Origin of the sequence: Nostoc sp. JL31 (assembly GCF_017114965.1) — a bacterium.
GTDB classification, from domain to species: Bacteria; Cyanobacteriota; Cyanobacteriia; order Cyanobacteriales; family Nostocaceae; genus Nostoc; species Nostoc punctiforme_A.
In genome coordinates this window covers 1-12,133 of the sequence record NZ_JABXKO010000053.1, presented here as the reverse complement: position 1 = coordinate 12,133, position 12,133 = coordinate 1, and the positions used below count along the sequence as shown (strand labels likewise).

Below are 12,133 nucleotides of genomic sequence, written 5' to 3'. Positions count from 1 at the left end.
CCCAGCCATACACAGATACACCCCTCTCATACGAGAAGTAGATTACCATATTTCGGTATTAGTGGGATAGGTTCATATATTTAGGCAGTGGTGTTTTACTAGTTTCTAAAAACAGAAAAACTATACCAATAGCTGATAGCGCTACTCTCTTGAAAAATAATAGTGGTGTAATTACAGGAGCCGTATTTGTTTTCCGAGATGACACGCAACGACGGTTAACCGAAGAACGCAATCTCGCAGCTGAACGCGCTCAACAACTAGAAATTCGAGTGGCAGAACTTCAACGCCTGAACAAGTTAAAAGAGGATTTTCTGGCAACCACTTCTCATGAAATGCGAACGCCCTTGTCAAACATCAAAATGGCAATTTCTGTGCTAGAAAATATTCTCGATCGGCAGGGGATCTTAAATTCAAACACACTTCCTCCATCTGAATCTGTAGCCCACTACTTAGGTATTCTGCGCGAACAATGCGAACAAGAACTGGATTTGGTAGACAATTTGCTGCATCTACGAATGATTGATGCAGATGTCTATCCCTTGGAATTAACTTCAATTAAACTGCAAAACTGGTTGCCTCACGTTGCCGAGTATTTTCAAGAACGCGCTCAAGCTAGGCAACAGTCTTTGCAAGTTAGTGTTTCTCCAGATTTACCGCCTTTAGTTTCAGACTTGGCTAGCCTGACTGAAATTGTCTCCGAGTTACTCAACAATACTTGTAAATACACTCCGCCTGATGGACAGATTGTGTTAAAGATTGAGGTAATTGATACCACAAAAAGTCCGCCAAATGAGGATGCTAAATCTGGTGTATTAGATAATTTTCAAGTTCCTTATTTTCAAATCACAATTAGTAACTCTGGTGTGATAATTCCGAAAAAAGAACAATCTCGAATTTTTGACCCGTTTTACCGGATTCCTGAAAGCGATGCCAACGGCAACCCGAAACGGGAACGCTGGCAACAAAGCGGCACAGGATTAGGTTTAACATTGGTTAAGAAGTTAGTAGAATATCTCCAAGGCAGAATTGAAGTTACCAGTTCTCAGGGCTGGACAACGTTTACAGTTCAGCTGCCTTTGAGTTTGTGATGGTATTTGTCCTTTGTCCTTTGTCATTTGTCATTAGGCGTTGGTTATTAATTCTTCTTTTCCTGTCTCCCTCACTCACCGAAAGAGTTAAAACTACGCCAAAATCTAAATAAACGCGATCGCATCTTACCGACAATGCAGATTACCCAAAGTCTCCATACAGCGATTCTTGTGACTAACTTAGAACGCTCTGAACATTTTTATGGCAAAGTATTGGGATTATCCAAAATAGATCGTTCCTTAAACTACCCTGGTGCATGGTATCAAGTCGGCAACTATCAAATTCACTTGATAGTTGCAACCACTGTCCCCACGGAAAACCCAAACGAAAAATGGGGACGTAATCCCCATGTCGCCTTCACAGTAGTTGACTTAGACGCTGCCAAACAGGAATTTCTCAATCATAATTATCCCATTCAAGCTAGCGCCTCTGGTCGCGCTGCCTTATTTACTCAAGACCCTGATGGGAATATTATCGAGTTGAGTCAGCAGTGAGGGGAAGTGAGGCAGATGAAGTAGACAAGGGACAATGGCAGAGATTAGCAATTGCAGAGGCAGCAATCAAACCTGTGGGAGAGGCTTAAGAAGATTTTGTCCTATAGCTTTCTTCGTTCAACATTACATCTTATACTTTCCAGACTTTCTCCTCAGTAATTTTACTTTCTATCTTACAAAAACTTGTAAACAAAAACCGTGTTGACTCTGAAGCCAACAACGATATTTCTGTAGAATTCTTGAGGTATGCAAGCTAACTACTTGCCTGTTAAAAGTACTGGCAAAAAAATGGCAACCAACTCTAATCAAAACCAAACCCCAGATTCTCCTTGGAATCCTTTCCTCCCCACTAAAAGAGATATAAGCAGAACTGAAGAACTAGCAGAAAAAAGCCCTATCATTGCTGGTGTGTTAACATTTTTTTTTATCCCTGCTGGCATGATTTATCTCAATAGAGGAGTAAATAATCTAAAAATTCTTGGATATGTATTTGTCACTGCTTTTATAGTAGGTATAGCTTCATACGAAGGAAAAGATTCTCTAAAAATGGTAAGAATGGGTAAACTAATTGAAGTATGTGGTAAGGTAGCTATAATTACCGAGAATGTCAAAGCAGTTACTCTAGCCCGGAAGCGATTAGCTTCTAAGCAGTCTTAATAATTACTAAATATTAAATACTGTCCCTCAGCAGAAAATTATAAACAAACTTTTACTACTTAGTAGATAAGTTTGCTACTAGACAGAAAAGCCTGCAAAAGCAGGCTTAGGTATATTTGCACACAAACGCGAAACACTATTCTGGTAGTTTATATTGTCCAACAATACGCTTGGCAAACTCTGGAACGTGCGCTTCTAATTTCTCTGGATGATTGCGCTTCACATACAAATAATTCCGAGTAAAGTGAGAATCAATGGAAAATCGCGCATATTCTAGACCCTTGGGGCCGATTTTTTCGATTACCACACCCATCAGTTTTGCTGCCCACATCGGCAGAGTAACGCCTTTATCGTAAGCAGGAATACTTTGTTGTACGGCTTCTTTCCGATTGCCTTTAGACGTTACTGGTTGAGTGTCTAACTGGTCTTTCACCAAATCTAGCATTTCCTTACCAGTGTCATTTCTAACTACAATCCATTGCCAACCGAAGGGTGCGCCCATGTAACCAACAACTAAGTCGGCTAAGGAGTTGACGTAATCAAAGCAACTCATACAGGATGGGGCAAAGACATCCTTGAGTTTGTTAGTCTTCAAGCCAAAGAAAGGCACTGTTTCTGATGAGCCATCTTCATGTTTGAAATGAACCCGGAAGTCTTGCATGAATTCGTAATGTACAACTGTATCAGGCGAGCGGCTGGTGGTTTCTAAGAATTTTTGCAGTCCGGCGCGGTTAACGTTATCTACGCAGGGCGTACCCAAAACATACAGCTTTTCTAAACCAAGTTGTTTTTCTACGGCTCGTAATGCCTGGATTTGGCAACCAACACCAATTACCAACAGCCGCTTCATTCCCGATTTTTCTACCTGTTCTAATATGGAAAGGTTCGGGGAAAGCGTTGGTTTATTTACCCGTGCTGCTAGTATTTCTTCTGGAGTACGGGCGATGACTGGCATGGGTTGAAAGCGGTCTTCTTTGGTGTTTTGCACGCAGACGACACCTTCAACTAAGCCGCGATTCAGCATTTCAATGGCAATGCTGCTCACAATACCCGTCCATTGTGCGCCTTCGATGGGCTGCTGTTTCTTCGCTGCTATCATGTCTTGATGAACACCAAAGTAGAGTTCATCGGGGTTTTCGAGATGGCGCGATCGCGTGTGTGTTTCTTCTTCAAGTTCGCCTATTTGCTGATTAATAAAAGCGCAGGCTTCCTTGACATAGTGAATATAGTATGTATCGCATAGTCCGCACTCGCTACAAAGTTCTTTCGCAGGGCGGCGGCTGGTAGGTTTTAAGGCTCTGGCTTTTTTGTGAGGAGAAACTGAGGTCATATAAACTTTTTGTTTTATCCAGGAATCGCTTTTATTACAATACCTTCACTCGCTATGAACTTGACGATAGACCATGAACAAGACATTGTAATGTTTTGAAACGCAGAGGGACGCAAAGTAATGCAGAGTTTTGCCTAATTTATTTCGCTACGAATTAATTAAATATTCTACTGAGGCTTTGATGAGGAACTATAGAAATACAATCGCACTCAGCGATGAGTAGGATAAATAGAATTTGATTTTTGATACACAGATAAAAGCAGACATTCCCAAACTAGCCGTGGTTGAGCGTAAGAAAGCAAGTGTTTTCGAGATTGTTCTAGCTGGTTAATGATACTAGGTTGATGCCACTGCTGCCAGTAGAATTGCTGAAGATAATCAACTAACCACAGTTGTGCTTCTGTATCTAAATCCTTATCAATTTTTTTGGCTAACTCTAAGGCGTTACGGTAAGATTTAGGCGCTTTTTTCAAGTCTTCGAGTAACTCATCAGGAATAGCTTGTAATTGTTCATAAGATGCGATCGCACTGCCGGCACTACCAGCTGCTATGCTCAATACTGCCTGATTTTGCAAAATTTCCTGATGATTTGTTTGTGTGAGTACAACAGCTAAAGACTGTGCATCTAAGCGATAAAAAGGAATGCGTTGACAGCGTGATACCAAAGTCGGCAATACAGATTCAGGTGTCGGTGCAATTAAAATTAATGTCGCCTGTCCCGGTTCTTCCAAGGTTTTAAGTAAAGCATTGGCTGCGGCTTCTGCCATTGTTTGGGCTTCTTCCAGCACTACCACATTCCTCGGCGCTTCCAAAGGCGGACGACCTAAAAACTCGGTAATTTCCCGAATTTGCTCTAGTCTAATTACAGGTGGTGCTTTACGCTTGAGTCCTTTTTCGACTGCTTCTGCTGCTGTTAATCGTTGTCCCTGGTATTGGTACGTTGGTTGCACCCACAATAAAGCCGGGTGGTTCCCCTGACGCAAACGGTTTTGTAAAGATGCAGTGATTCCCATCCCACTGGAAAATAGCAATTCCACAAAACACCTGGCTGCTAAACTCCTGCCTACACCATCTGGCCCCACAAATAAGTAGGCTGGAGGAACCCGGTTTTGTCTGACAGCCTGAGTAAGTAATTCTATAGCTTGCTGTTGTCCGATAAATGGTGCAAATGGATCGTTAGTCATTAGTTAGGAGTTAAGAATTAGGAGTTATTATTTTCCATTTGCCTTTTGTACTCAGTACTGTTTGGGTAAATTAGCGATCGCTTAGAAATATCTTACCTTTAGGGACTTCCGGTTAAAAAAGCATCCCATAGTAGGGGCGCACATCCGTGCGTCCCTACTACAAATAATTTGGGATACTAAACCTTAGACGTGAGAAATCTGGATATCTCCGCATGTGCCAATACAGCACCAGGTTCGCGCTGGAGAGCGTTATAATACTTTCTCTCGAAGGTATTACCCGTCTCTAGCGGTACAATGAGTGTACGGACATCAGCAATCAATTTTTGGAAATCGTCCAGCAATATCGGTTCATCTGCTTGGAGCATTTCATCAACTTGCACAACCATCTCAGAAATGCGATGTAGCCAAGCAAATTGTTCGTGAGCAATGACTAGCTGAAGAAGTTCTGCACTTGATACTCGTCCACTAATCTGTTCGTAGGCAATACGTTCTGTCTCCAGCAACATCTTGTGAAGGTGGAGTAATTTGTTTCGTAAATCACGCAGATATTGATGCTGACGTATTCTTTGTGTAAGTGCGTTAGAAGTCAATGTTACTTATCCTCTTGTTACAATAGTCTTCAATGGCTTAAATAATTTCATTAGGATTGGAGGGACAGTTAGACAGGTAACAGGTGATAGGGATCTGTACCCTGTTACCTTTAACCTATTCCCTTCTTCTTCCCCATGTCCTTGTGAATGGAGTTTTTTATGTATTTAGGTTTCCTTGCTAAGAAGCACTATAATGAGCATATCTTTTATAAACGTCATATCTTATATTTGATTAATCATATATTAACATAAAATTATAAGAACTACATAGTGTAGAACCGAGCGAGAAAATATCAATTATGGGAAAACCATCTTCATGTCGCTAGCAAATGTAATTTTAGGTCTTCTTCAGCAGCAAGAAATGACGGGCTACGACCTCAAAACGAGCTGCTTCGATCAATGCATTGCCCATTTATGGCCAGCAGATCAGGCACAAATTTACAGAACTCTCGATAAGCTAGTTGAGCAAGGCTGGATTACCTGTAACATTGAGATTCAACACGATCGCCCCAACCGCAAAGTCTACAGTGTGACGGAGCCAGGGAAAGCCGAATTTAGGCGATGGCTAGGGATTCATCAGCCCTTACCGACTATCAGAGAACCTTTACTCGTGCAGTTGCATTTTGCAGATCAGTTGTCGAATGAAACCATCATTCACCTACTGGAGCAACAATTAGCGGCTCGAAGCAAAAAGCTGGCTGAATGTGAAACCATCCATTTGCCATCATTCGGCGATGAATCTGCCAACCGCAAGCAGGTGATGCAGAGGCTGGTGCTGGAGTTGGTAATCCGAAGAGAAGAGACTTATATTGATTGGTTGAAGACAGCGATTGATGTTATCAGTCGCCAAGAGCCATATCCATTTACCAAGAAAGAATTCAGGAGTCAGGAGTCAGAATTCAGAATTGAATTTTGAACGAAAGAGCAGATGAATCGTGGATTATTTGTAGGTTTAGTAACTTTAGATTTGATTTACCTTGCTGACTCTGCCCCTAAGAATAATCAGAAGATTGTCGCTACTGACTATACTGTAGCGGCAGGGGGACCAGCAACAAACGCAGCTGTAACTTTTAATTATTTAGGAAATCAGGCTACTGTCTTAGGTGTAGTAGGTTCTCACCCAATGACGCAGCTCATTCGAGATGACTTGGCAAATTACAAAGTTGCGATCGCAGACCTTGAGCCTACCACTGATTTAGTACCGCCTGTATCTTCGATTATTGTCACTCAAACCACAGGTGAACGCGCTGTGGTTTCGATCAATGCTGTGAAAACTCAAGCTAGCAGCGCATCTATCCCGCCAGATATTTTACAGAATGTCGATATCGTACTGATTGATGGACATCAGGTGGTGGTTGGTGATTCCATCGTTCAAATGGCTAAGGCCAATAATATTCCAGTAGCGATCGATGGTGGTAGTTGGAAGCCTGGATTTGAGCAAATTCTACCGTTTGTGGATTATGCTATCTGTTCAGCTAATTTTTATCCCCCCAACTGCCAAAGTGGAGAAGACGTTTTTAGCTATCTCAGTGGATTTGACATTCCTCATATCGCCATTACCCACGGACAAGAACCAATTGAATACTTGAGTGGCACTAAAACTGGTATCGTAGATGTGCCGCAGATTCAAGCAGTTGATACGTTAGGGGCTGGAGATATTTTTCACGGTGCTTTCTGTAATTACATTTTAAAGGAAAGCTTTACTGATGCACTGACACTGGCAGCTAATATTGCTGCTGATTCCTGTAAATTTTTTGGTACTCGGCGCTGGATGAATTTAAAGGGCTGAGTTGTCAGGTTAATAAAATTATAGAAGGCCAAATTAATGAAAGATTTACAAGAAATATTAGCGATCGCTCGTGAGGTAGGTTGGGGCGCAGCAGAGATACTGCGATCGTATTACCACGGTACAGCAAAAGACCCTGACTTAGAAATCCAGTATAAGCAGAATGAGCCTGTCACTGTTGCCGATGTAGCTGTGAGCCAATACATTTTACAGAGGCTACAAGCAACTTTGGGTAACGAAGATTTTGCTTACATCAGCGAACAAACTTATCAAGCGCCAAGTAGTGCTAGACAGCCTTCTGCCCCTTGGGTATGGATAATTGACCCTTTGGATGGCACACGAGATTTTATCGAAAAAACTGGCGACTATGCAGTTCACATTGCTTTAGTCAAAGAAACACGCCCAGTGTTGGCAGTGGTGGCAGTACCAGAGGCTCAAAAGTTATATTACGCTACCAAAGGCGGGGGTACATTTGTAGAAACCCGTGACGGATCTGTTCCTTTACAAGTGTCTTCAGGTAAAGGAATTGAGGATTTAACCTTAGTCGTTAGTCGTTCTCACCGCAACCAACGGTTAGATCATCTGCTACAAAACTTACCCTGTCAAAATCAGAAATCTGTGGGTAGTGTTGGCTGTAAGATTGCCACCATTGTCGAGCAACAGGCAGATATCTACATTTCCCTTTCCGGCAAGTCTGCGCCCAAAGACTGGGATATCGCTGCCCCAGAATTGATTTTAACAGAAGCCGGTGGTCAGTTTACTCACTTCGACGGCACTCCGTTGCAGTATAACACTGGTGATATCAATCAATGGGGAGGTTTGCTAGCTAGTAATGGTGAATATCACGAATTACTATGTAAGAAAGCAGAGGGTCTCTTAGCGCAGTTTGACCATAGCTAATATACTTGAGGATAAATATTTTTTAATTTAGATTAATTTGCTTTTAAGACAGTTGATCGTGGTATGATTAATCAGATTACCGATAATAATCTTTACCCCTTAGTCCACAGCTTAATTTTCAAAACACTAAATATCTGGGCGATCGCAAGTTAATTACGATTTCCGATTAAAAGTGTAACTTTATATAGTACAAGCAAAAAAAGCCAGTCTTTAAAAAGTCTGCAAACCGTCCTGAAAGGTTTGATTTGTGAATAAAATTCACTATCAGGCAATATTCAAAGGCTGAATGCTGTGCTACACTCATGGACATAAAGATTATTTTCGGTTGAGTAACTCGTTTTGATTTCTAAAAACCGTCTCTCCGAATTTAACTCTCTACACTCCCTGAATTCGGAGATTTCTATGTCAATTTACGTCGGAAACCTGTCCTATCAGGTTACAGAAGAGGACCTAAAGCAGGCTTTTGCAGAATACGGAACAGTAAATCGTGTTCAACTACCCACAGATCGGGAAACAGGCCGGCCGCGTGGGTTCGCTTTTGTGGAAATGGAATCAGACACACAAGAACAAGCTGCCATTGATGCACTTGATGGTGCTGAGTGGATGGGACGTGATTTGAAAGTGAACAAAGCTAAACCTCGTGAGGAAAGAAGTAACTCCTCTCGTGGTAGCTGGGGTGGCGGTAATAATGCCCGCCGCAACAATAATCGCTACTAAGTCAATTCCTGAAAATTTCACATTTAGAGTCTCCAGCAGATAAAGCCAAAGGCTCCATTCTGCTGGAATATTTTATTTGGTATCTAGCCTCGAACTATTCATCCACATTAAGGAGGAATGAGAATGACACAAGTAGTTTTAGGGGAGAATGAAGGTATTGAATCAGCCTTGAGAAGATTTAAACGGGAAGTTTCTAAAGCAGGAATTTTCCAAGATATGAGAAAAAAGCGTCACTTTGAGACACCGATAGAAAAAGAGAAACGTAAAGCAATTGCTAGGCACAAACAACGTCGTCAACAACGTTCTCGCTTCAATTAAAAGTCCAAGCAAATTTGCCCTTCGATTTGACATCTAGCCAGCATCTCTTCATTGTTGCCATACCTCCGGCAAGCCACAAGTAATTAGGCATACATCAATCAATAAACAACACTGTTCGTAGTAGGGCTGTACTGTTTTTTCAGCGCTACTAAGTGTATATATTTTCAATTGCGTGAACTAAGTAGGCATAATTAAACATACAATAAAATTCTAGTTTGTAGTGAGCAATTCATCGCTCATAGCAAGGTTTATCAGGACTAAACTCCTTACTACAAACTTTAATTTCTTTATGCCTAGCTACTTAGGGCAATTCGTAGGGGCGATAGCTATGCGCCCCTAACTTGTGCCTGATTCCACAAAGAAGCGCTATAGTTTGTTGAGTTCCATTTGCGGAACTCGCAGCAATATAAATGTATTCTTCCTCTATATCCATAAAGTATTGTAGATATCGTTAGTCTGCAATCCCTGGCTCTGGATTTTGAAAAAAAATGTTACGACTTTATCATTTATTACTAGGCTCTATTTTGCTGGTGTCAATACCAGTGGGAGCGAAATTTGTTCTACCCCAATTTTCTCCACCCAAAGTAGTAAAAACTCCTACCATTGCTAAACTTCCCAACTCTAATCAGGGAAATATCTGGCAGAAAATTCTGGGAAGTGCTGCTGCTCCAACTAACTGGCAAGTTGCTCCCTGTGAAGGAAATGCACCCCTGTTGTGTGTCTCCTCCAAAGGAAAACGTTTGGGTACAGTGGAGATTAACATTTACCCACTAGCAAACAATGAGGATTTCCGAAAGAAACTCTTAACAGCTGGTATTCCAACTGCTTCTCTAGTGGACTACCAAAGTTCCAAGTACCAAACCCAGTTATTACCAGTACTTAAGACTTGGGTTGCAGACCACTACGCTGCGTTTGCAAAAGATCGTCAGGGTAAATATGGAAAACAGATTATTTTCTCAGCCTACCCACCGCAACCAGTACCCATTGGTAAGCTTCAGGGAATTCGCTATGGGTTCGCTGGACTTAAGCAACAAAGTGGAGTACAAGAGCAACATATCGGTCATGTTGCCTTTGATGGCACTAAACTTTACGTAATTACTACTGCATTTGACACAGGTACGCAAACAGGTAAGTTTGATAAACTAGAAGACTTGGCTATTTTTCAACCTTACTTGTATGCGATCGCAGCAGATTTGCATTTACCCCAATAGGGATTGGAGATTGGGAAATCTTCCTAGTCCCCACTCCCCATCAGCCTAAATCTCAGCTACCGCGCGTTCAATCAAGCGATGTGCTAAAGTTTGCGTGCCAGTGTGCTCATAATAATTTGTTGCTACATCCAGAAATGCTGCGAGGTAGTCCAACTTGTCATCAGCAATATCGGTAAAACTTTGCAAGTTGTGGACAACCTTTTGCGGCGTTAAATTATTGGCGCTAACTAACCCACTCATCCAACCTTTCACAGAGTCAAAGCTTTCGCCGATAAAGTTGAGTTTACTGCCGGCATTGCTCCCTGGAATCACATCTTTGATGTTTTTGAAAGTCGAGTTTTGTTCTAACTCCTGTGGATTTGTTTGATTCAGCCCAGATATCGCTTTGCTGATAAAATCTGGGCCCAAAGGTATCAAACCATCAATGCAAACTAACGCTACCATGCGGATGAGTGACTCACCACTATACTCACCTAAAGAGGCGACAAAATCCCCAATACTGTCTCCCGGAATGCCGTTAATTTGACAGAAGGCTACCAACTCAGCCACTAATTTTAATGTCAAATCAATGGTTTGGGCTTTATCTGGTTTGGGAGTGACAGAGTTTAAAAAACCCAACAGAGGAATTTTCTCACCAACTTTGTTAGCTAAAGCAGCTGCACCAAGCGCTTTATCTGTATTATCAACAGTTTGATATAACCACAAAGCTGTTTGGTATCCTTGGGATTTATCGTTGAATAGATAAATCGCTCTTTCGCCAATTTGCTGAATTAAATCTTCGTCGTCTTCGCCAGTGACTTTCTTGATAGTGTTGACAAAGCCGACGGTGTTTTGCCACTCTCCAGGAGCAACAAAATCAAGGGACTTCAACATAGAAACAGTCAAGCCGCCAGTTGGCAATTGATCGACCAACTCAACAATCGATTTGCTCACAAAAATCTCCTTATTTAAGTTTTATGATCTGAATGTTAGTAGTGCAAATCATTTCAGTCTAGCTAGACCATTAAGATTAAACTTTTCTAGCCAATCTTCGCGATCGCTAGCTGTAAATGATGAATCACGAGAAAGTGCTTTTACTTGGTACTTACCTACCAAAATTGCAGTTTGCGTTTTACCAACTTCTATTGCAGGATAACCGCCAATTTTTTTAGTGCTTTTCGAGAACTTTGCTGCTGCACTAGGTGTGCTAGTAGTATCAGAAATAGACAGCACCGCTATATCTTTACCGCCTTTTTTCAACTTCGCTTCCGAAAAACCTTTTTTCTCTTGGGTATAGACGCGTTGGTAGCCATCACCAGCTTTTGGGAAAAATTTATTAAATTCGCTACCCTGAGTTGCGGTTTTAGCTACCGCAAGACCCTTTTTCTGTTGAGTGCTTTCTTTTTGTGCCTGGTCAAAACGTCCAGGTGTTTTTGGACTACAGGCTGTTGTCAGTAGTACCACCGACAGCAGCAAAGCGGCTACTACCCTACGTCCACGGTGTAAAATCATTCTTGGCTTTTCCTTATAGTTGAGCTTTGAGGCAATTATCTGCGCTGCTAGCAATTATTACCCGTAAAATTTACTTTTTGATAATTATTGCCTAACTTCTCAACTATAAGGGTCATTTTTACACTTCAAAAAAGTGTCAAGTGCCATACTCAACGTAGCAATTAACCCAATGCAAAGCAAAAACGCCCCCCCTTTCGGGAGAGCGTCTTTCGTCTACAGATAAACTTGAAGAGTATATCTCAGATTATGATTAACCGTTGATAGCAGGAGCGGAAAGAGCTACAGGAGCAGAATCGCCAGCAGCCAAATCGAGAGGGAAGTTGTGAGCGTTACGCTCGTGCATTACTTCCATACCCAGGTTAGCGC

The 12,133-nt window shown here is 41.7% G+C and carries 15 protein-coding genes; 9 read left to right on the top strand and 6 right to left on the bottom strand.

Annotated features, from left to right (window positions below; translation table 11 throughout):
- Positions 1 to 149: 149 nt before the first annotated feature.
- The 3 genes from HWQ43_RS13495 to HWQ43_RS13485 all read left to right on the top strand — a co-directional run bounded on the left by HWQ43_RS13495 (position 150) and on the right by HWQ43_RS13485 (position 2,240).
- Entirely contained in the window at positions 150 to 1,088 is a 939-nt protein-coding gene (locus HWQ43_RS13495) for a HAMP domain-containing sensor histidine kinase (protein ID WP_292734208.1), read from the top strand.
- Positions 1,089 to 1,223: 135 nt separating this feature from the next.
- Positions 1,224 to 1,583, top strand: coding sequence for a VOC family protein (locus HWQ43_RS13490; RefSeq protein ID WP_292734205.1), 360 nt, complete (start codon positions 1,224 to 1,226; stop codon positions 1,581 to 1,583).
- 246 nt (positions 1,584 to 1,829) lie between these two features.
- Positions 1,830 to 2,240 (top strand): hypothetical protein, encoded by a 411-nt coding sequence (locus HWQ43_RS13485; RefSeq protein WP_292734202.1) that lies wholly within the window; start codon positions 1,830 to 1,832, stop codon positions 2,238 to 2,240.
- 136 nt (positions 2,241 to 2,376) lie between these two features.
- Here the strand turns inward: HWQ43_RS13485 and HWQ43_RS13480 are convergent, their stop codons facing one another.
- The 3 genes from HWQ43_RS13480 to HWQ43_RS13470 form a co-directional block, all read right to left on the bottom strand.
- Positions 2,377 to 3,570 carry a Coenzyme F420 hydrogenase/dehydrogenase, beta subunit C-terminal domain gene (locus HWQ43_RS13480; protein WP_292734199.1) on the bottom strand — a complete coding sequence of 398 codons (1,194 nt, stop codon included), beginning with the start codon at positions 3,568 to 3,570 and terminating at the stop codon, positions 2,377 to 2,379.
- Positions 3,571 to 3,779: 209 nt separating this feature from the next.
- A complete protein-coding gene (locus tag HWQ43_RS13475) occupies positions 3,780 to 4,754 on the bottom strand; it encodes a DNA polymerase III subunit delta' (protein WP_292734195.1) in 975 nt (324 codons plus the stop codon).
- Between the two features lie 176 nt (positions 4,755 to 4,930).
- Positions 4,931 to 5,344, bottom strand: a complete 414-nt coding sequence (locus HWQ43_RS13470; protein ID WP_292734192.1) for a hypothetical protein — start codon at positions 5,342 to 5,344, stop codon at positions 4,931 to 4,933.
- Positions 5,345 to 5,660: 316 nt separating this feature from the next.
- On the opposite strand from HWQ43_RS13470, the gene HWQ43_RS13465 reads away from it, so the two are divergent.
- The 6 genes from HWQ43_RS13465 (at position 5,661) to HWQ43_RS13440 (ending at position 10,276) form a co-directional block, all read left to right on the top strand.
- Positions 5,661 to 6,260: a PadR family transcriptional regulator gene (locus HWQ43_RS13465; RefSeq protein WP_292734190.1), complete on the top strand. Its 600-nt coding sequence runs from the start codon at positions 5,661 to 5,663 to the stop codon at positions 6,258 to 6,260.
- A gap of 12 nt (positions 6,261 to 6,272) precedes the next feature.
- On the top strand, positions 6,273 to 7,133 hold the full coding sequence (locus tag HWQ43_RS13460; RefSeq protein ID WP_292734187.1) for a sugar kinase: 861 nt from the start codon (positions 6,273 to 6,275) through the stop codon (positions 7,131 to 7,133).
- Between the two features lie 36 nt (positions 7,134 to 7,169).
- Positions 7,170 to 8,030 (top strand): 3'(2'),5'-bisphosphate nucleotidase CysQ, encoded by an 861-nt coding sequence (locus HWQ43_RS13455; protein WP_292734184.1) that lies wholly within the window; start codon positions 7,170 to 7,172, stop codon positions 8,028 to 8,030.
- Between the two features lie 402 nt (positions 8,031 to 8,432).
- Positions 8,433 to 8,747, top strand: coding sequence for an RNA-binding protein (locus HWQ43_RS13450; RefSeq protein ID WP_194047264.1), 315 nt, complete (start codon positions 8,433 to 8,435; stop codon positions 8,745 to 8,747).
- Between the two features lie 123 nt (positions 8,748 to 8,870).
- Positions 8,871 to 9,065: a 30S ribosomal protein S21 gene (gene rpsU, locus HWQ43_RS13445; RefSeq protein WP_069073011.1), complete on the top strand. Its 195-nt coding sequence runs from the start codon at positions 8,871 to 8,873 to the stop codon at positions 9,063 to 9,065.
- A gap of 488 nt (positions 9,066 to 9,553) precedes the next feature.
- Entirely contained in the window at positions 9,554 to 10,276 is a 723-nt protein-coding gene (locus tag HWQ43_RS13440; RefSeq protein WP_292734177.1) for a hypothetical protein, read from the top strand.
- A gap of 45 nt (positions 10,277 to 10,321) precedes the next feature.
- Here HWQ43_RS13440 and HWQ43_RS13435 read toward each other — a convergent pair whose 3' ends face one another.
- From HWQ43_RS13435 to HWQ43_RS13425, 3 genes are all read right to left on the bottom strand, one after another.
- A complete protein-coding gene (locus HWQ43_RS13435) occupies positions 10,322 to 11,209 on the bottom strand; it encodes a hypothetical protein (RefSeq protein ID WP_292734174.1) in 888 nt (295 codons plus the stop codon).
- Between the two features lie 48 nt (positions 11,210 to 11,257).
- A complete protein-coding gene (locus tag HWQ43_RS13430) occupies positions 11,258 to 11,767 on the bottom strand; it encodes a hypothetical protein (protein ID WP_292734172.1) in 510 nt (169 codons plus the stop codon).
- A gap of 250 nt (positions 11,768 to 12,017) precedes the next feature.
- On the bottom strand, positions 12,018 to 12,133 hold a 116-nt coding region (locus HWQ43_RS13425; RefSeq protein WP_292730004.1), incomplete at its 5' end, for a photosystem II protein D1.